15 protein-coding genes are annotated in these 19,486 nt (G+C 66.2%); 5 read left to right on the forward strand and 10 right to left on the reverse strand.

Going from position 1 to position 19,486, the window contains the following annotated elements:
• Positions 1-59 precede the first annotated feature (59 nt).
• Positions 60-713 carry an ABC transporter ATP-binding protein gene (locus tag AC0IPL_RS20350; protein ID WP_474276953.1) on the reverse strand — a complete coding sequence of 218 codons (654 nt, stop codon included), beginning with the start codon at positions 711-713 and terminating at the stop codon, positions 60-62.
• 10 nt (positions 714-723) lie between these two features.
• Positions 724-2,145, reverse strand: a complete 1,422-nt coding sequence (locus AC0IPL_RS20355; RefSeq protein WP_474276954.1) for a KpsE/RkpR family capsule polysaccharide export protein — start codon at positions 2,143-2,145, stop codon at positions 724-726.
• 90 nt (positions 2,146-2,235) lie between these two features.
• Here AC0IPL_RS20355 and AC0IPL_RS20360 point away from each other — a divergent pair, with 90 nt between their 5' ends.
• Complete coding sequence (locus AC0IPL_RS20360; protein WP_474276955.1) at positions 2,236-3,069, forward strand: ABC transporter permease; 834 nt, start codon at positions 2,236-2,238, stop codon at positions 3,067-3,069.
• Positions 3,070-3,090: 21 nt separating this feature from the next.
• On the opposite strand, the gene AC0IPL_RS20365 is transcribed toward AC0IPL_RS20360, so the two are convergent.
• Complete coding sequence (locus tag AC0IPL_RS20365) at positions 3,091-4,164, reverse strand: glycosyltransferase (protein WP_474276956.1); 1,074 nt, start codon at positions 4,162-4,164, stop codon at positions 3,091-3,093.
• Positions 4,165-4,321: 157 nt separating this feature from the next.
• Here AC0IPL_RS20365 and AC0IPL_RS20370 point away from each other — a divergent pair, with 157 nt between their 5' ends.
• Together AC0IPL_RS20370 and AC0IPL_RS20375 are read left to right on the forward strand one after the other, a co-directional pair.
• Entirely contained in the window at positions 4,322-5,323 is a 1,002-nt protein-coding gene (locus tag AC0IPL_RS20370) for an NAD-dependent epimerase/dehydratase family protein (protein WP_474276957.1), read from the forward strand.
• Positions 5,324-5,526: 203 nt separating this feature from the next.
• On the forward strand, positions 5,527-6,843 hold the full coding sequence (locus tag AC0IPL_RS20375; protein ID WP_474276958.1) for a UDP-glucose dehydrogenase family protein: 1,317 nt from the start codon (positions 5,527-5,529) through the stop codon (positions 6,841-6,843).
• 170 nt (positions 6,844-7,013) lie between these two features.
• On the opposite strand, the gene AC0IPL_RS20380 is transcribed toward AC0IPL_RS20375, so the two are convergent.
• Both AC0IPL_RS20380 and AC0IPL_RS20385 read right to left on the reverse strand, forming a co-directional pair.
• On the reverse strand, positions 7,014-8,141 hold the full coding sequence (locus tag AC0IPL_RS20380) for a ParB/RepB/Spo0J family partition protein (protein ID WP_474276959.1): 1,128 nt from the start codon (positions 8,139-8,141) through the stop codon (positions 7,014-7,016).
• Between the two features lie 66 nt (positions 8,142-8,207).
• Entirely contained in the window at positions 8,208-9,632 is a 1,425-nt protein-coding gene (locus AC0IPL_RS20385) for an AAA family ATPase (RefSeq protein ID WP_474276960.1), read from the reverse strand.
• A 127-nt stretch (positions 9,633-9,759) separates the two neighbouring features.
• Here AC0IPL_RS20385 and AC0IPL_RS20390 point away from each other — a divergent pair, with 127 nt between their 5' ends.
• The gene (locus tag AC0IPL_RS20390; RefSeq protein ID WP_474276961.1) at positions 9,760-9,966 is read left to right on the forward strand and encodes a hypothetical protein; all 207 of its coding nucleotides are present in this window, start codon (positions 9,760-9,762) and stop codon (positions 9,964-9,966) included.
• Between the two features lie 149 nt (positions 9,967-10,115).
• A complete protein-coding gene (locus AC0IPL_RS20395) occupies positions 10,116-11,123 on the forward strand; it encodes a replication initiator protein A (RefSeq protein ID WP_474276962.1) in 1,008 nt (335 codons plus the stop codon).
• Positions 11,124-11,402: 279 nt separating this feature from the next.
• On the opposite strand, the gene AC0IPL_RS20400 is transcribed toward AC0IPL_RS20395, so the two are convergent.
• The 5 genes from AC0IPL_RS20400 to AC0IPL_RS20420 form a co-directional block, all read right to left on the reverse strand.
• The gene (locus tag AC0IPL_RS20400; protein ID WP_474276963.1) at positions 11,403-12,827 is read right to left on the reverse strand and encodes an HlyD family type I secretion periplasmic adaptor subunit; all 1,425 of its coding nucleotides are present in this window, start codon (positions 12,825-12,827) and stop codon (positions 11,403-11,405) included.
• Positions 12,824-14,596 carry a type I secretion system permease/ATPase gene (locus AC0IPL_RS20405; protein ID WP_474276964.1) on the reverse strand — a complete coding sequence of 591 codons (1,773 nt, stop codon included), beginning with the start codon at positions 14,594-14,596 and terminating at the stop codon, positions 12,824-12,826. The genes AC0IPL_RS20400 and AC0IPL_RS20405 overlap by 4 nt, the downstream gene beginning before the upstream one ends.
• A gap of 154 nt (positions 14,597-14,750) precedes the next feature.
• A complete protein-coding gene (locus AC0IPL_RS20410; protein ID WP_474276965.1) occupies positions 14,751-17,108 on the reverse strand; it encodes a calcium-binding protein in 2,358 nt (785 codons plus the stop codon).
• 181 nt (positions 17,109-17,289) lie between these two features.
• Positions 17,290-17,991 carry a hypothetical protein gene (locus AC0IPL_RS20415; protein WP_474276966.1) on the reverse strand — a complete coding sequence of 234 codons (702 nt, stop codon included), beginning with the start codon at positions 17,989-17,991 and terminating at the stop codon, positions 17,290-17,292.
• Positions 17,988-18,962, reverse strand: coding sequence for a helix-turn-helix transcriptional regulator (locus AC0IPL_RS20420; RefSeq protein WP_474276967.1), 975 nt, complete (start codon positions 18,960-18,962; stop codon positions 17,988-17,990). Before AC0IPL_RS20420 ends, AC0IPL_RS20415 begins: the two co-directional genes overlap by 4 nt.
• Positions 18,963-19,486 lie beyond the last annotated feature (524 nt).

A 19,486-nucleotide genomic window follows, 5' to 3' on the forward strand; every position in this document is an offset into this window, starting at 1 on the left:
GCCGCGCGCAGAAATAAATTCCTCTTTGTCGGCCGCTCCGGAATTTGCCTGCCCAAGCGCTATTCCAGCATCGCCTCATGCAGCGCGATCGCCTCGTCGAGATCCTCGAAATACCGCATCCGGCCGCTTTCCAGCACGATGCCGGCATCGCAGAACTGGCGCACCTGCCCCATCGAGTGATTGACCATGATGGCGCTGGAATGCTTCATGCGGTCGGCAAACAGCGCCCGGCTCTTGCGCTTGAAGGCGCGGTCGCCCACCGCCGTCACCTCGTCGACCAGATAGGTGTCGAACTTGATGCCCATCGAGGCGCCAAAGGTCAGCCGCGAGCGCATGCCGGAGGAATAGCTGCGCATCGGCATGTGGTAGAATTTTCCCAGCTCGGCAAAATCCTCGACAAAGGCCACCAAGTCATCGGTATCCACCCCGTAGATGCGGGCGATGAAGCGGACATTTTCCGCCCCGGTCAGCTCCTTGTGGAAGGAGCCGCTCAGCCCCACCGGCCAGGAGATGGTGCCGTCCGACACCACCCGGCCGTGATCGGGCTGCAAGGTGCCCGCGATGATCTGCAACAGCGTCGACTTGCCCGCGCCGTTGCGCCCCAGCAGCGCCAGCGACCGCCCCGAGGGCAGCGTCAGGTTCAGGTTGTCGATCACCACCTTGCGCTCGCCCTTGAGCTGGAAGCTCTTGGTCAGGTTCTCGAACCGGATCATCGCCCGCCCCTCAGCTGCGGTCGCGGATCGAATAATAGACCAGCGCCAGGATCGCCCAGCCCAGCAGCAAAAACAGCCCCGCCAGACCGGACAGCACGAAGCGGCGCGGATATTCCGCCTGCTCGGCCAGGTCGGGCTTGATGTAGGTGGCGAGATAGCGGCTCTGGCGGGCCGCATCGTCGCGCGCCACCTCCAGCGCCGTCAGCGCCGCGCGATAGGCTTCCTCGGCATATTCGCGGTCCACCGTCAGCCGCTCGAATTCGGAGATCAGCGACGGGTAATCCTCACCCACCGCGCCGGTGTCGGTATTGCTGGAGGCAAAGGTCTGGCGTTCGCTGTCGATGCGGGCGCGGATCACCTCGATCTGCTGCTGCGCCTTTTTCAGCCGCACGTCGCCGGGGGCCACACTGCCCGCGAGCAGGTCATATTCGATCAGCGCCTCGGCCAGCTGCTGCTGGAGGTTGTTCATCACCCCCATGCGGCCCTGGATGTCGGCGGCGGGGTCGACGATGCGGGTGCGGGTGCGGAACTGGGTCAGCGCCTCGCGCGCCGCCTTCAGCCGCTCCAAAGCCTCCGCCAGATCGGCCTCGGCATAGCGCATCGCGTCCGTCCGGGCCTGATCGTTCAGCGCGTTGATGCGGATCTGGCTTTCCTCGACGATGGCCTGGGCAATGGCGCGGGCCGTGGCCGGATCAAAAGCGGTGACCTGCACCTCGGTCAGGCCGGAGCCGCTGTCATAAGCGATGCTGACCACCCGCTGCCAGAACCAGACCAGCTCCTCCAGCGTGGCGTCGGGCCAGAGCGCAAACACCCAGTCGCCGGGCCAGTGCTGGCTGTAATGGGCGCGCAGATCGACCCGGTCATTGACCGCCGCGGCCATTTCCTTGCTCTGGATGAATTCATAGAGGATGTCGCTGTCGGAGGCGGCGCTATTGCCGGCAAAATTGGCCAGCCCGCCCAGCAGATCGTTGGCGCCAGAGCTTTCCTGGCTGCGCACGGTGAACCCGGCGGTGGAGGCATATTGGTCCTCCGCTACCGCAAACAGGTAGAACACCGCCGCCGCCAGCGGCGCCAGCACCAGGAGGGTGAAACTGGCGATCAGCCCCCAGTGGCGCTTCTTCATCCGCGCCGGGCGGGCCACCGGATAGGCCGGGGTCTCCGCCAGCTGCGCCTCCAGGCTTTCGGCCTTGGCCTGCAGCGCCGCATGGGCGGCTTCGGCCTTGCGCGCCTTGCGGCGCAGCTTCTTCAGCTTATTGCCGCCGCCGCCCTGTCGGTTCTGCCCGCCGCCCGCACCGGGCAGCGTTTCGACATTGCCCGCCGCATCAGGGGCCTTGTCCTGCTGCGGTTCAGCCGCATCAGTGGCACCGGATTTTCGGCCAGTGCGGAATTGGGCTGCAGCCTTGCGCCGCGCCGCCGGGCGGTTCTGAGTCATATCTGCTTTTCCCGGCTTGCAGCCGTTTGTAATTGCCTCGTCTTTCTTTCATAGTATCGCCTGCACAGCGCATATTCACAATGGGTATTCATGACCAGCACCACGCCTGCGGCGCCCCCCGCCCTGCCCCCGGCCCAGCCCCCTGCCGCCGGGCGAAACCGCCGTTTTGCCAGCCTGCGCACCATCGCGGCGCTGGTGCTGCGCGAGATGTCGACCCGCTACGGGCGCACCCCCGGCGGCTACCTCTGGGCGGTGCTGGAGCCGATGGCGGCGATCCTGTTCCTCAGCCTCGGCTTTTCGCTGGTGATGCGCAGCCCCTCGCTGGGCACCAGCTTCCTGCTGTTCTATGCCACCGGTTACCTGCCGTTTAATCTCTACAACGTGATCGGCAACACCACGGCCGGGGCGGTAAAGTTCTCCAAACCGCTGCTCAAATTTCCCGCCGTGACCTGGCTGGACGCCGTGGCGGCGCGGTTTCTGCTCAACCTGCTGACAGGCGCTTTGGTGGCGATCCTGCTGCTAAGCGCTGTATTGCTTGTGGTCAAAAACCGTACCGTGCTGGATCTACCGCCCGCGGTGCTGGCCATGGCTCTGGCTGCCGCGCTTGGACTGGGCGTGGGCACGCTGAACTGCGTTCTGCAGGGCCTCTATCCGCTGTGGGAGGTAGCCTGGTCCGTGATCACCCGGCCCCTGTTCCTCGCCTCCGGGGTGTTCTTTATTTACGAGGACCTGCCGCCCCTGGCGCAGGAGATCCTGTGGTACAACCCGCTGATGCATGTCACCGGGCTGATGCGCACCGGCTTTTACCCCACCTATACCGCGGCCTATGTCAACGTGCCTTATGTTCTGTTCACCAGCCTCATCCTGCTGGCGCTGGGGCTGGTGCTGATGGGCCGCTACCACCGCGACATCCTGAACCGCTGAGCGCCCGCGCCCGGCACGGGCTCAGCCCTCGCGGGCCAGCCGCCGCACCTCTGCGTGGTTCACCGCGGTGCGGCGCAGCAGCCCGTCGCGAATGGCGCGGCCAATCAGCCGCAGAAACAGCCGGCGGCTCCCGCCATGCTGACGCACCTTCAGCAGCCATTTCGGCAGCACCACCAGCAGCACCGGCCAGAACATCCAGCCCGCCGCCATACGGTACAGCAGCAGCAGGTTGCGGTGATAGTAATAGACCTTCCACAGCGGCACGAAACGGCCCCGCTGCGCCGCGTCCGTCTGGCCTTCTGCCTTGTGCCGGAAGGTCGTCAGATCATGCTCGAACCGCACCGAGGGCTCGAAACCGATCCGCCCGCCCGCCTTGGTCAGCCCCAGCGTATAGATCCCGTCATCGCCGTAGATGAACAGCTCCGGGTCCGGAAAGCCGATGCGCCGCACCGCCGCCGCCGAAATGAAAAAACCGACAAAGGAGGTGACATCGATCTGTAGGCTCTCCCCCTCATAATCCGACGGCTGCACATGAAAGCCGGAACGGCCGCCGCCGAACAGGGTGCGCAGGAACTCGCGGGCGTGCCAGAACGGATTGCGCGAGGGGCGGTTCATCTCGCAGATGCGCCCGTCCGGGAAATAGACCGCCGCCGCCACGGCGTCCCATCTGCCGCTGCCCTCCCGGTGCGCGGGCAGCGCATGAAAGGCGCGCAGCCCGCCCGGCTCCGGGCGGCCGTCATCATCCATCACCACCAGCCAGTCGGGATCATGCGCCTCTACCGCGCGGCGCATCCCCATTTCAAAACCGCCCGCCCCGCCGCGGTTGGTCTCGCTGCGGCAGACATCGAGCCGCGCATCGTCCTGCGCCGCCAGCCAGGCGGCGGTGTCATCGCTGGAGGCATTGTCAGCCACCACCACCGCCGCCAGCTCCTCGGCCGGGCTGTCGAGCAGCCGCGCCAGCGTCACCTTCAGCTGCTCCAGACGGTTGTGGGTCACCACCACCGCCACCAGCCGCCCGGCCCCGGCCGCTCCGGCCACCCCCGCCGCGCCCGCAAGAGTATCTGAATTCGGGGCTGCTGTTGCCTCTGCCGTCATCACCGGGGGCTGCTCCTTTTGTCTTTTGTCCTGTCTGCCTGCGGCAGCGGTGCCGAAAGCACATAATTCCCCGCCCCTGTCAAATGCTTTACCCCCCATATGCCGCACCGCGCCAAAGCATTTGACAGAGCGCCGGCAAGCCGCCACCTAAAGAGACATGCAAACCGCTCTCATCACCGGCTCGGCCGGCTTTATCGGATACCACCTCGCCGCCCGGCTGCTGGACGCAGGCTGGCGGGTCATCGGGCTGGACTGCCTGTCGCCCTATTACGACGTCACCCTGAAAGAGCGGCGCCACGACATGCTGGCGCAGCATGCGGAGTTCACCCCCGTCATCGCCCGGCTGGAGGATCCCGGCCTGCTGATGGACCTATTCCGCCAGCACCGCCCCGATGCGGTGATCCACCTCGCCGCCCAGGCCGGGGTACGCCATTCCATCGACGCGCCGCGGGATTACCTCGAGGCCAATCTGATCGGCACCTTCGAGCTGCTGGAAGCCGCCCGCGCGCATCCCCCCAAACATCTGCTGATGGCCTCCACCTCCTCGGCCTATGGTGCCAACACCGAGATGCCGTTTCACGAGCGCCAGCAGGCCGACCACCAGATGTCGTTCTATGCGGCCACCAAGAAGGCCAATGAATCGATGGCGCATTCCTATGCGCATCTTTACGGGCTGCCGGTGACCATGTTCCGCTTCTTCACCGTCTATGGCCCCTGGGGGCGGCCCGACATGGCGCTGTTCAAATTCACCCGCGCGATGCTGGCCGGAGAGCCGATCGAGGTCTACAACCACGGCCGCATGAGCCGCGACTTCACCTATATCGACGATCTGGTCGCAGGCATCACCGGGCTGATCGCGGCGGTGCCAGGGGATGCGCCGGTGCCGGAGCTCGACAGCCTCAGCCCGGTGGCGCCCTATAGGGTGGTCAACATCGGCGCCAGCAAGCCGACCCCGCTGATGGACTATATCGCCGCGCTGGAAGACGCGCTGGGGATCGCGGCGCAGAAGACCATGCGAGAGATGCAGGCCGGCGACGTGCCCGCGACCTGGGCCGACACAAGGCTGTTGACCGCGCTCACCGGCTATCACCCGCAGGTCAGCGTGGCCGAAGGCGTCGCCCGCTTTGCCGCCTGGTACCGGGACTATTACAACAGCTGAGCCTTCCGACGGCACAGCCCGAAAAGGTCAGCACTATTGACCAAATGTTTCGCACGCGAAACATTTGATCCGATCCGGACCTATCAACGTAACGCCAACCTTGCCGACAAAAAAACCGATTTCCGCCCTGTCAGGGCAAGTATATGTCACTAGGTTGAGGCAAACACCTGCGGGTGAAACAAGAACGGGAAGAGGGGCATCCCATGCGCATTGCAATGATTGGCACCGGCTATGTCGGGCTGGTGTCAGGCGTCTGTTTTTCGGATTTCGGCCATGACGTGATCTGCGTCGACAAGGACGCGGCCAAGGTGGCGCGGCTGCAGGCGGGCGAGGTTCCGATCTATGAACCGGGCCTGGAACAGCTGATGGAAAAGAACGTGGCCGCCGGGCGGCTGAGTTTCACCGATGATCTGGCAGCGGCGGTCGACGGGGCGGAGGCGGTGTTCATCGCCGTCGGTACCCCGACCCGGCGCGGCGATGGCCATGCGGATCTCACTTACGTGATGGCCGCAGCCGAGGAGATCGCCGCAGCGTTGACCGGCTATGCGGTGGTGGTGACCAAATCCACCGTGCCCGTGGGCACCAACCGGCAAGTGAAACAGGTGATTGCCAAGACCAGCCCCGCGGCAGACTTCGACGTCGCTTCCAACCCGGAGTTCCTGCGCGAGGGCGCGGCGATCGAGGATTTCATGAAACCCGACCGGGTGGTCGTCGGCGTGCAGAACGACCGCGCCGCCGAGGTGATGGCCGAGATCTATCGCCCGCTGTACCTGCGCGATTTTCCGATCCTGACCACCGATCTGGAATCAGCCGAGATGATCAAATACGCGGCGAACGCATTTCTGGCGGCCAAGATCACCTTCATCAATGAAATCGCGGGCCTCTGCGAACGGGTGGGGGCGGACGTCAAGGAAGTCTCCCGCGGCATTGGTCTCGACGGACGCATCGGCAACAAGTTCCTGCACGCAGGCCCGGGCTACGGCGGCTCTTGCTTTCCCAAGGATACCGCAGCGCTGGCGCGGATCGGCCAGGACCATGGCTTTCCGATGCGGATCACCGAGACGGTGATGCGGGTCAATGACGAGGTGAAAAGCCGCATGGTGGAAAAGCTGCGCGATGCCTGCGAGGGCTCGTTCAACGGCAAGACCGTGGCGGTGCTGGGCGTCACCTTCAAACCCAATACCGACGACATGCGCGAGGCCCCCAGTCTGACCATCGTGCCGGCCCTGGTCGGCGGTGGCGCCCGGGTACGGGTGGTGGACCCGCAAGGCCGCGCCGAGGGCGAAGCGCTGTTGCCCGGCGTCAAATGGGAAGACGACCCTTACAAGGCGGCGCAAAACGCCGACCTGGTGGTGCTGCTGACCGAATGGAACGAGTTCCGTGCCCTGGATCTGAAGAAGCTGGCCCGCAAAATGGCCCATCCGCGCATGGCGGACCTGCGCAACATCTATGCGGACAAAGCGGCCAAACGCGCTGGGTTCGAGACATATGTCGCGGTGGGCCGCGCCACCGGTGAATAGGCCCGGTTCGGACCAAATGTTTCGCGCGCGAAACATTTGGTCACCCATGCTGACCTAATTTAGCCTCTGATTTTTCGCAGACCCCAGAGACTAAAAAGGGCTTTTCCTCGGAAAAGCCCTTTGCATATTTCGGGAAGGCTGCAGGCTGACGCGGCCTGATTAGACTCTATTCAGAGCTTTTTCAGCCAGGCCTGCAGCGCCTCCACCAGCGCGGCGCTGACCCCGGGACCGCTGATCTCGATCTTCTGTTCGCTGGGGATATAGCCAAGGCGCACGTCTTTCGGCGCGGGCAGGGAAATCCGCTCGCCCGGTTGGGCGGCGTCCCAGTCATGCGCGCCACGCAGCCGCGGGCGGCTGACCAGCGGCTCGACCGGAGCCTTGGGGGCGGCAGGGGCAGAGGGTGCCTGTGCAGGGGAAGAAACAGACTCTGACACGGGAGATTTTTCAGGTTCCACCGCCAACAGCCCGGTCAGGATTGCCAGCTCGCTTTCGGCAGTGCTGCGGTCGCCGGCTTGCAACGCCTGTTTGGCGCGCTCGGCAAAGCCCGGGTCGGTCTCAATGGCACGGGCCAGCGCCAGGCCCAGTTTCTCGCTGATCGCGGTGGGGTGGAACAGCACCGCGTCCAGCGCCTCGACCAGGGTGACGAAGCTGCCGATCTTGGAGCGCTTGGCGCGGGTGGCATTGCCGAACAGCGTTTGCAGCGCATCCTTGCGGCGGCTGAACACGCCCTCGCGGCAGGCGCGCACGGCAATGCGGGCGCGCTCGTAATGGCTGAGGTTCACCCGGATCTCGTTTTCCTCGACCATCGCCACATAAGAGGCCTCGGCGCTGCCGGGACGGATCACCAGCGCCTTGATGGTGGCGAATGCAGGGTCTGACGTCTCGGCATAGAGTCTCTTCAGTGCGGTCAGGCGACGCCAGCCGGAGATCAGGCCATGGCTGCGCCCGCCGGACGTCTCTTCCAGCGGCACGACCTCGGCCGGGGTCTGCTGGCCGCGGCTGCGGATCGAGGCGATCAGCGCCTGCAGCTCCTCCGCGTCCTGTTCGATGCGGTCGCGCACCAGGTGGTTCTCGTCGATCGCCTCCAGCGGCAGCTCGGCGATCATCAGCCCCTTGGCGCGGGCGGTCTCCAGCACGCCGGACAGCTCCTGCAGCGCCGCCTGGGCGGAGGCATCCGACGCCACCTGGGCAATCGGCGCCGCCCCCACCGCGCCCGCGCTGCCAAGCGCCGGTCGGCCCGCCGGGGCCGGTGTCAGAAACCCGTCCTGCGCCGGGGAAAGCCGTTTGCGTTTTGCCATTGTCCTGTCCTTTGCCTCTGCCTGCCTGCGGGGCTGTCATGCTACCCTGAACATCTTGTCAGCGTGTTAGACCGCCGCGCGCTGGTCGCTCTCCTGTTGCAACGCCTCGCGCCGCCACACGCCGATCAGCAGCTTCTTGAAGGCGGCGTAGGTCTCGTCAAACGTCTCCCGCCCGCGGGCATAGGTCTCGCGGTTGAAGTCGCGGTAGTCGGCCTCGTAGATGCCCGAGACCTGCTCGCCGGCCTGGCCGATGAGGGCGGTGTAATCCTGTTTGTGGGGGCTGAGCACCCGACCCATATAGGCCTGCATCAAGGCCGCCAGCTCGCCCTGCTGGGCGCCGTCGTAACGGGTGATGACGGTGCGCACCGCATCCCATTCAAAGCTGATACCGGGCCGCCCCAGGGCGCGCGCGGCCAGGTTCTCGCCCTCCTCGATCGAGGCAAAGGTGGAATGCAGCATGTCAAAGAACCGCCCCGTGGAGTCGAACTCAAGGAAAGACGCGCCCATCGGCACCAACAGGATGTCGGCGGCCGACAGCCCGTTGATGGTGAGGTAGCCAAGCGCGGGCGGCGTGTCGATGAAGATCACGTCGTACTGGTCCAGCACGCCATCCGCCTCCAGCCGTTCGGTGAGCGCATCCCACAGCTTCCACGAGCGCGCCGCCATCCGCCAGACCGGGATCTGGAACTCCGCCCAGTACAGGTTCAGCTGGGCGCCGATCAGGTCGATGTTGGGCCAGTGGGTTTCCTGGATCACGTCCTGCGCGGTCATCTCCATCGCCGCATCCAAGGCGGCGTCCAGCGGCTGGGGGGCATCGCCCCGGTCGAGCCGGCGCTGATTCTCCAGCCGCAGATGTTCGCCGTAGTGGCGGGCCAGCAGCGGGAAGGCGGTTTGCCATTCGTCGTCGACGCGGCCACCGAAGATCGAGGTCATCGAGCCTTGGCTGTCGAGGTCGACCACCAGCACCTTGTAGCCGTCGAGCGCGGCCGACATCGCCAGATGCGCCGCGGTGGAGGTCTTGCCGACGCCGCCCTTGAAGTTGGCCACCGCCACCATCTTGGCGGGCAAGCCTTCGGGGCGGTAGGGCAGGTAGTCCTTGGCCTTGGATCCCTGGGCGGCGAAGAAGGCGCGCAGGCGCAGCACCTCGTCCAGCGTGAACCACTTGGCGCCGCCCTCGGTCTCGGAGCGGCCCTGGGGCAGGTCGGGGTTGGCCTTCAGCACGCGGCGGAAATGGGCCTGGGCGACGGGGATCAGATAGCGGGTGATCTCCCAGGTGGAGAACAGCCGCAGCGCCTTGCGGCCTTCTTCGTTAAGGCCGCGGCTGGCCAGATCGGCGCGCCCCTGCGCACAGGCGGTGGCGATGTCGGCAAAGCCTGCGGTGCTGGTCGGCGCATCCAGATCTGCTAGCGCGCTGTCCGGGTCGATGCTGAAATAGGGCGGCAGGCTGCTGCCGGGTTTTGCGCTGTCTTTCCTGTGGATATCGCGTGCCATGGTGGGGTGCCTGATGCTCTGCCTGATGTGATCGCACCGGGGGTGCGGCCCCCGGCGGTGTGCTGCGCCAGCGTCGATGTGCTGTCTTTTTTGTATAATACTCAAAAACATCGCACATGAAAGAGATATGCGCACAGCTTTTGTTTTTTCTAAGCAAATCCGGTGGTTGCAGCGGGCAAATTCGACCGGATCTGGAGCTGCTGAAAAACTTTTTCTGTTATTTATGAGTTATCTATTAGTTAGGGCAGCCATGGTGCGGCTGCAAAGCCCTTTTTTTGTGGGCGTTGAGGCTGGATTTTCGGGGGGTGGTGACTCTGAAACCCCGATGAAATGAATCCAAACCCCCGAGGGGGTGACTCTGATCCCCCGTTGCTGCGGCATGTGGATAACCTTAGGGTGGGCGTAATCAAAACCACGATAAAACGAGTCGCCGGATCGGGGCAGCAGATCCCGGCAGGCGGCAGAGCGGACACGGGCAGGCAGATGGCAGCAGAGCTGACAGCGGGAGCGATTCCGCCGGAAGGGCAGGGGGATTTTTTCCTCTGCGATATCTTCGGGGCGATCCCCAAGAACGACCTGGTGTCGATGGAACATCCGCTGTTCTCACTGTCCACCCGGCCGGACCGGCGCATCCTGAACTACCAGCACAATGGCGCCGAGATCACCGTCACCCCCAGCGTCAAGGGGCTGGCGACGATCCACGACAAGGACATCCTGATCTTCTGCATCAGCCAGCTGATGGCGGCGCTGAATGCCGGGCGGCAGGTCAGCCGCACGCTGCACCTAAAAGCGCATGACCTGATGGTGGCCACCAACCGCGAGACCTCGGGTGATGCCTATCGCCGCTTGCGCGAGGCGTTCGAGCGGCTGGCCGGCACCCGCATCACCACCAACATCATGACCGGCGGCCATGAGGTGACAACCGGCTTCGGCCTGATCGAGAAATGGGAGATCGTGCGCAAGGCCCGCGGTGGCAAGATGGTCAGCGTGGCGGTGACCCTGTCGGACTGGCTGTACCGGGCGGTGCTGTCGAAATCGGTGCTGACGCTGAGCCGCGATTACTTCCGCCTGCGCAAGCCGCTGGAGCGGCGCATCTATGAGCTGGCGCGCAAGCACTGCGGGCGGCAGAACAGCTGGCAGGTCTCGGTGGAGGTGCTGCTGAAGAAATCCGGATCCGCCAGCCCGCGGCGGGTTTTTCGCAAGATGATCCGTGACATGGTTGAGGCCCAGCCCCTGCCCGATTACGCGCTGGAGGAGCTGGAGGGCGACGTGATCCGCTTTACCCAGAAGGCGGCGGTGACCGAGGCGGCGCTGAGCGCGCCCAGCCTGAAGCCTGCCACCCTGGACGCGGCCCGCGCGCTGATGCCCGGGGCGGATGCCTATGCGCTGGAAGCGGAATGGCGCGCCATGTGGGTCCGCTCGGGCGCGCCGCGGCTGCGGCAGCCGGATGCGGCGTTTCTGGGCTGGGTCCGCAAACGCGCCGCGCGCTAGCCGACGGTATCGCCCGGTTGCGGCTGGGGATTTTGAGTATTTCGGACCAGAAAGAAACCGGCGCCGCAGGCCGGGGGCACCCGCGGAAAAGGACAGGTTTGCTGACCTTTTGTTTCGCGCGCGAAACATTTGGTCCGGTCCGGACCTTTTGGGCGGCTGCGTCGGCACGGGGGCCCCGCGCAATAGATCAGGCCCGCCCTGGCCAGTGGCAGCCGGGACGGGCCGGGTCAGGCGGCGGCGCTCCCCCCGGAGCCGCGGCCTGTGGACAGTGGCCTCCCCCTAGCCGCTGCCTTCCTTCAGCGCCTGCGACATGCTGGCCAGAACCGGGCTGATCAGATAGTCGGCCAGGGTCTGGCGGCCGGTCTCGATCATCGCCTGGGCGGGCATGCCGGGCAGGGCGCGCACATTGGGCAGGGCGGCCAGCTCCGCGTCCGCGATGCGGATATGCACCGGGTAATAGGCCTGGCCGGTGTTGGCATCGACGCTGCTGCCCGCCGCCACCATCACCACCTCGCCGCGCACCGGCGGGGTGGAGCGGAAGCTGTAGGCGGTGAGCTGCACCCGCGCCTGGCTGCCCATCGAGACCTCGTCGATGTCGGCCACCGCCACGCGGGTCTCCACCAACAGGCCGGCATTCTCGGGCATCAGCTCCAGCAGGGTCTGGCCCGGTTCCACCACCTGGCCCAGGGTGTTGATGTTGAGCCCCACCACCCGGCCATCACGCGGGGCGCGGATGGTCTGGCGCTCGGCCACGTCCCAGGTGGCATCCAGCCGCTGGCGCAGATCCAGCAGGCGCTCCTGCACCTCCTGGCTCTCGGAGGCGATGCGGGCGGCGCGGTCGCGTCCGGCCTGCAACTGGCGTTCCTGCATCTCGCCGATGCGCTCCTGCACGTTGCCGCGGTCGCTTTCCAGGGTGCCGAGCGTGCCGATCAGCCCGCTCTGCTGCATCTGGCGCTGGCTGATGCGGGTCTTGGGCACCAGGCCCTTCTCGAACAACCCGGCCAGATCCCCCAGTTCCTCCTGCACCAGCGCCAGCTGTTCTTCCGTGGCGCGGATGCGGGCATCGCGGCCCTTGAGCTGATCCCTGAGCTGGGTGATGCGGCCCGCGATGATGTCCATCTGGCCCTGATGCAGCGCCCGGTTGGAAAGCAGCAGATCATGCTGCACCGCCACCAGCTGCGCCAGGGCGGGGTTTGCGGCGATCAGCCGGGCCAGTTCCGGGTCGGGGGCCAGCGTGGGGCGGCCCGCCTGTTCCGCCGTCAACCGCGCCTGCTGCGCCAGCAGGCTGGCCAGCTGGCCGTTCAGGATCGCCAGCTGCGCCTGGATGCGGCGGCCGTCGAGCTGGGCAATCACCTGGCCTTCGGCGACGCGGTCTCCCTCGGCCACCTTCAATTCGCGTAAGATTCCGCCTTCGAAATGCTGCACCGCCAGCCGGTCGCCGGCCACGTTGAAGGCACCGGAGGCCACCACTGCGCTGGTCAGCTCTGCCTTGGTGGCCCAGAACACCAGCCCGCCAAACAGGCCAAAGCCGCAGACCACCAGCCACAGCACCAGCTGGCGCACCCGGGTGGGCGGATGTTTGGGCAGCACCACATCGGGGCTGTCGGAGCGCGGCATCAGGTTGCGAAAGCCCCCCTGCGGCGTCGGCGCGGCCGCTTGTGGGCGCGGGGTCGGGGGGCGGGTCTCATGGTCCACCAGGCTCATGCGCTTTCTCCTTTGGTCCGGGCGCCGTCGTTCCCTGTTTCCGGGCCAGCCTTGGTGCCGCGGTGGCGGAAGGGGGCGATCTTGGGATCGTCATGGGCCCGGCTGGGGGCCATCGGTTGCGCCGCCGCCTCGATCACCTGGCGGGCCTCGCCAAAGCGCATGATGCGGCCCTGCTGCAACAGGGCGGCGTGGCTGACCCGGCGCAACAGGCTGAGCCGGTGCGTCACTGCCACCACCACGGCGCCCCGGGCGCAGGCGGCCTCGATGGCGCGGGCCAGCGCCTCTTCGCCCTCGGGGTCGAGATTGGCGTTGGGCTCATCCAGCACGATCAGCTTGCGATTGCCAAAGAAGGCGCGCGCCAGGCCGATGCGCTGGCGCTGGCCGGCCGACAGGAACTCGCCGCGCGGGCCGACCGGGGCGTTGTATCCGCCGGGCAGGGCCAGGATCATCTCATGCACCTGCGCCAGTTTTGCCGCCGCCACCACGTCGGAGGCGCGGGCGTCGGGGTCCATCAGGGCGATGTTTTCCGCCACCGTGCCCTGGAACAGCTCCACCCGCTGCGGCAGGAAGCCGATATATTGGCCGATCTGCGCCGGATCCCAGTCGGTGAGCGCGGCATCGTCGATGCGGATATGGCCGCGCACCAGCGGTTGCAGCCCCGCCAGCGCATGGGCCAGCGTGGTCTTGCCGGCCCCCGACGGGCCGATCAGCCCCAGCGACTGGCCCGGTTTCAGATCCAGGGTGATGTCGAGCAGCAAGGGGTCGGGACGTCCCGGCAGCACCACGGTGGCATTTTCCACCGACAGATGGCCTTCGGGCGCGGGCAGCGGCAGCCGCTCCGGCGCATCGGCCAGATGGGCCAGGAAGGTGTTCAGCCGGTCTTGCGCGCCGCGCGCCTTGAGGAACGCGCGCCAGCCGGAGATCGACTGTTCCACCGGTGCCGCGGCGCGGCCCAGCAGGATCGAGGCGGCAATCATCAGCCCTGGTGTCAGCTGGTTGTTGATGACCAGCACCACGCCGACGCCCAGCACCGCGATCTGCAGCCCCATGCGCACGGCCTTGGCCAGCGAGGTCATCAATGCCACCCGGTCGGTGGCCAATGTGTTGAACACCAGCGCCGAAAACGCCTTGAGCTGCCAGCGCCCGATCATCGGGCCGGTCTTGCCCATGGCGTGGATGAGGCCTGCGTTCTGCATCATCTCCGCCACCGCGGCATTGGTATCATTGGCCTGGGTGGTGGCCTCCTCCATCGGTTTTCGCGCCGCCATCTCGCTGATCAGGCCAAGGCTGAACAACAGCGCCAGCCCCACCAGCGCCACCAGGCCCAGGACCGGGCTGAACAGGAAGATCAGCAGCAGGAACACCAGCGACCAGGGCGCATCCAGGAGCGCCAGGAACAGTGGGCTGGTGACAAAACCGCGCAGATCCTGGATGTCGCGGATCGGCTCGCCCGCGCGCAGGGCGGGCGGCAGGCGGCTGTCGAGCAGCCCTTCCAGAACGGCCGGGCTGAGCCGCGCCTCCAGCCGGGTGCCCAGGCGGGCCACCAGCCGTTGGCGGATCATGTCAAAGAGAAAAAAGAACACCAGCGCAAGGGCTGCGCCGGTGGTCAAAGCAATCAAGGTTGGAATGCTGCCCGAGGCCATGACCCGGGCAAACAGTTGCAGCATGTAGAGCGGCGCTGTCAGGACTAGGAGATTCACAAAGATGCTGGCCGTGAAGATGGCGGCAAGCACGCCCCGTTGCCCGTCAAATACCCGTCTTACCTTCATTGTCGTAGCCCCCCGGCTGCACGAAGTGAAGTTATGAAATCTGGAGAACAGCGCCCTGGTCCAAGGATGCAATCCTTGGCCGGGGACCAAATCGCTGTCCTGAACCAGGGCTGGACGGGCCCGGAGTGACCTCCGGACCCGCCGTTCCTAGGGCTCAGACGGCTTCTGGACCCCAGATGTTGTCGTAGCTGTCATCGAAGCCGGTGTCCGATGTCAGCACCCGGATCGCCTCGTAAGAGCCGGCATCCCCGGTGGTCACCGCGTTGATGCCGACGCCGCCGATCGGGATGGCGTCCTGGCCCAGCGAGGTGAACGGTGCCTCACGGCCGGTCAGGCCGAGAATGTTCACCGTGGCGCCGCCTGCGCTGATGCTGGTGTCGGTGCCGTTGTCGGTGACGGTGGCGCCGCCGCCGTCGAGGGCGCCGAAGGCATCCTGCGCCGAGGTGCCCAGGCCGCCGTCCACGTTGGTGACGCGGAACAAGAGCACGTCGTGGTCCTGGTCGATGTCGAAGTCCTTGATGGTGTCGGTGCCGTCGCTTGAGGCAAAGCTGGCGCCATCCCAGGTCAGGTCGATGATGAAGACATCCTTGCCGTCGCCGCCAAAGAGGCAATCATCGCCTTCGCCGCCTTTCAGCCAGTCATTGTCGTCATCGGTCCCGCCATACAGCGTGTCGTTGCCCGCGCCGCCATCCAGGAAGTCGCCGCCGGTGCCGCCGCCCAAGACGTCATCGCCGTTCTCGCCATAAAGGCAGTCGCGGTCGGCATCGCCGTACAGGGTGTCATTGCCTTCACCCCCCTGCAGCACGTCCTTGCCGTTGCCTCCGTGCAGCCTGTCGTTGCCGTCATTCCCATCCAGGAAGTCGTCGCCATTGTTGCCTTTGACGGTATCGTTGCCATTGCCGCCGTGGCCGACGTCATTGCCTTCGCCGCCGCACAGCTTGTCGCGACCTTCGCCGCCGTACATGGTGTCGTTGCCGGCATCGCCATACAGCTTGTCGTTCCCGTCTTCACCGAAAAGCCGGTCCTGATCATCGCCGCCCTTCAGGGTGTCGTTGCCATTGTCGCCATAGAGCGTGTCGTTGCCCGCATCGCCCTTGACGCAGTCGTCGCCCTCGTCGCCGTCGAGCACGTCATTGCCCTGGCGACCGGCCAGCCGGTCGTTGCCATCGCCGCCATGGCCATGGTCGTCGCCGCGACCGCCGATGATGACGTCATTGCCGCCTTCGCCGAACATGGTGTCATTGCCGGAGCCGCCACGGATGCGGTCATTTCCGTCCTCTCCGCCATCTTCAGGCGTGTAGCAGTCGGGGCAGTCGACGTCCTTCAGGCCACCGTTGTCCGCAAGCAGCGTCGCCTGCGGGCTGTCGTCTTCGTCGTCGCAGCAGTCCCAGTCGATGTCGTAGGAATGGTCGTCATCGCCCAGGTTGTCGCCGCTGTCGCCGAAGATCAGGTCCCCCTGAGCGCCGCCTTCCAGCACGTCGTTGTTGGAGCCGCCGCGCATGGTGTCATGACCGGCGCCGCCGTTGACGTCATCGCGGCCCGCGCCGCCATCCATCAGGTCGTTGCCACGGCCACCCTGCATCAGGTCGTTGTCGTCTTCACCGAACATGGTGTCGTCGCCGCCCTGACCATCCATGGTGTCGTTGCCGTCACCACCCAGCATGCAGTCGTCGCCGTCGACCTGCTCGTCCTTGTTGCCGGTGCCGCTGTCGGCGCCAAAATCAAGGTCGTCGTTCTGCGACTGGCGTTCGTCGCCGAACATCTCGTCGTCGCCGGTGCCGCCGATGACCAGATCATCGCCCAGACCACCTGACATGCGGTCATTGCCGCCCTGGCCATGCATCCGGTCGTTGCCGTCGCGGCCATACATGGTGTCGTCGCCGTCCTGGCTGGTCTCGCCGGACTGGCCGTTGTCGCCCCACATGCAGTCGTCGCCGCCTTCACCATCCATGCAGTCGTCGCCGAGCTCGCCATAGAGGTAGTCGCCGGCATCGCCATCGGCGGCGCTGTAATTGCCGTCGGCATCATCGCCGAAGATCACGTCATCGCCGGTGCCGCCAAAGACGCTGTCTTTGTGCTCGCCGCCGAGCAGGGTGTCATTGCCGGTTTCGCCGTCGATGTAATCGCAGCCCTGTTCGCCGTCGATCCAGTCGTCGCCGTCATCGCGCGGATCGGCCGGGTTGCCGATGCCGTCGGCATTGCCGCCGAACAGGTAGTCGTCGCCGGTGCCGCCGTAGATCTCGTCATGGCCGTTCTGGCCTTCGATGTAATCCTGGCCTTCCTCGCCATCGAGCCGGTTGTTGCGTTCGTTGCCGTAGATCGCGTCATCGCCATGGCCGGCCGAGGCATTGTCGCCGGCATCGTGGTCGTTGAGATCGATCACATTGCCGTCGGTGCCGCCCCACTCGGTGGTTTCATCGTTGTAGTCGGGATCGAACTTGTTGTCGCTGTAGCGGATATCACAGGTCGGATCACAGACCTGCCAGTCGGGGTTGAAGTCTCTCTTACCCATTGTAAACGTCCTCCTCATTAACTGTCCGGGGCAGGGCAGCGGTTGCTGCCTGGGTCCTGCCCCCGCCGGTGCCGCGGCCGCACAGGGCGGTTCGGCAAAAAGGCGAAACTATGCCTTATGGTGGTATTGCAGCCCAGATGCCGGGCCAGCGCTGCCCCCAAATGGGGACAAATTCAGTGTCTTATTCTGCGCGGCCGGGCCCAAAACCGGTCCAGTCGGTCAGGATCTGGCCGAGAGCCTGCGCCTTGTCCTGCAACGGGGCGTGCCACCAGGCACCGACCGCCAGGGCGGCACCGGCCAGAAGCGCCGCCGCCAGCGCCCCCCGCCAGCGGCGACGCGGCGTCGGCGCGGCTTGCGCCAGCGCCTCGGCCACCGCGGCCTTCAGCACCGGTTCGAACTCGATCCGCAGCGCGCCTTCCATCCGGTTCACCGCCTCTTCCAGCTGGTCGATGCGGGTGCTGAGCGCGGCGCGGTCAGCGGCTGCTTTCTGTTCGGCCTGGGCGCCGAGGCCGTCGTTCAGGGTCGCAAACATCTCCGCGATGCGCTTGTGCAGCGCCACCAGATCCGCCTGCGCCGCCAACGGCGGAGCGTCCGGCCCGCCCTGGCGCAGCGCATTGGCGATCTGCGCCAGCACTGCGGCGCTCAGCCGGGGCGGCTGGCCTGGGGTGGACTGGCCCTGTGCCGTTTTGCCCGGCGGCGTTTCCTCCTGACCGGAGTGGTCCAGGAGAGATTTCTCCTGGGTGGGTTGGTTGGCGGGTTTGTTGCGGGGCGCCTGGGCCTGCGCAGGTCGGGAGCTGCGAGCCCGCGCGTGCGCGGCTGGCGCGGGGCTGCCGGCTGGGGCGGGCGGCCCCTGCACCGGGGCTTCCAGCGTCAACTTGTTCATGACGCCCTCCCCAGCGAGGCCTGCCAGGTCAGCCGCTGCGCCATCTCGGCGCGGCCACCGGCCTGCATCTTGGCCAGCACCCGCTTGGCATAGGTGTTGAAGGTCTGTTCCTTGAGGCCCGCGATATGCGCCGCCTCGCGGTTGGTAAGCCCCAGCTGGATCAGCGCCGCCACCCGCGCCTCACAGGGGGACAGGCCCATTTTCTGGGCCAGCATCTCGATCCGGCTGCGGGCGGGCTGGCGCGGCAGGATCGCCACCACCAATGGTTGGTCTGCGCCGGCGCAGCGATAGCGGGTCAGCGAGACCGGCAGCCGCATGCCGCTGTGGCGGTCCTCCAGGAACAGGATCAGCTCGCGCGGCCCGACCGCCGGGCCGCGCTGCGAGCGGGCACATTCGGCCACCGCCGCATAAAACCCCGCGGTCTCGCCCGGGCTGGCGCAGCTGAGCCGCCCGCCGCGGTCGCTGAGCAGATCACCGCCGTCCAGCATGTCGCGGCCGGATTCGTTGCAGTGCAGCAGCTGCCCGGCGCCATTCAGCACCAGCACCGCCGCGTCGGTCTTCTTGGAGATGGTCCACAACAGCGCGCTGGTCACCGCCGCCTGGGTCTCGCCGGCCAGCTCGCGCAAGACATCCTCGCGCAGCACCGGCCAGATCGCCTGCAGGATGTCGCCGCAATGGGCATCATGCGGGCCGCCGTCCAGATGCAGCGCGATCAGATCCTCGCTGCCATCCTCGAAGCTGTGCGAGAACAGCGCCCAGCCCTGCCCCGCCAGAAGCTGGGCCGCCAGCGTCTCCGGCAGCCGCGCCGCCAGCATCCGCGCGGCGCTGCCGCCGGGCCGACGCAGGCGCAGCTGCCCGGCAGCGCCGGGGCTGAGCAAGCGCCGCAGCGCCCCCCCGGCGCTGTCGCAACAGCCGCCCCCCAGGGTTTCGGCGCTGGTCAGCACCGGCGCCCGGCGGTGGCCGGGCTGCACCAGTGCAAGCTGTGTCAGAGAAGAGATCTGCCTTTGAAGTGCCTTCGAATATAACAATTTGCCCGTCTGTGCGACGGTTGCATTCAACATACCCATGTTGCCCCCCGGCATGACATAATGAATGTCCTGAAGGTAGCACAGCGGCCCGAAGGGCAAACCGGGCAGAGGGGGTACGCCAAAGGCCGAGGCCAGCGGTCGGGGCGGCCCCGGAGAAGAGGCGATTACTACCATGGGGGTAGGGGGCCGCGGCCGGGCTGCACGATTCGACACGCCTGTGGTTGCTTTCGGCAAGCCTCAACAGTTCTTAAAATTGTGCGCGCCCCCCCCCGGAAACATTGCGTTTCCACCTTCGGAACAGTGCTGCGGCGGGCGCGGGCGGCTTTGGGATTGCGTGAAAAAACAGCGCGCTATCGCGATGGTTGCAGCCGCAGCCGGGCCATGCGGGTAAAAAGCCCTGCGCCGAGAGGCGAAGTTTCTTAACAATAAAGGATAGATTCGCTAGGGTTTAATCACCGCAATGCGCA

It is taken from the genome of Leisingera sp. SA32, assembly GCF_056033425.1.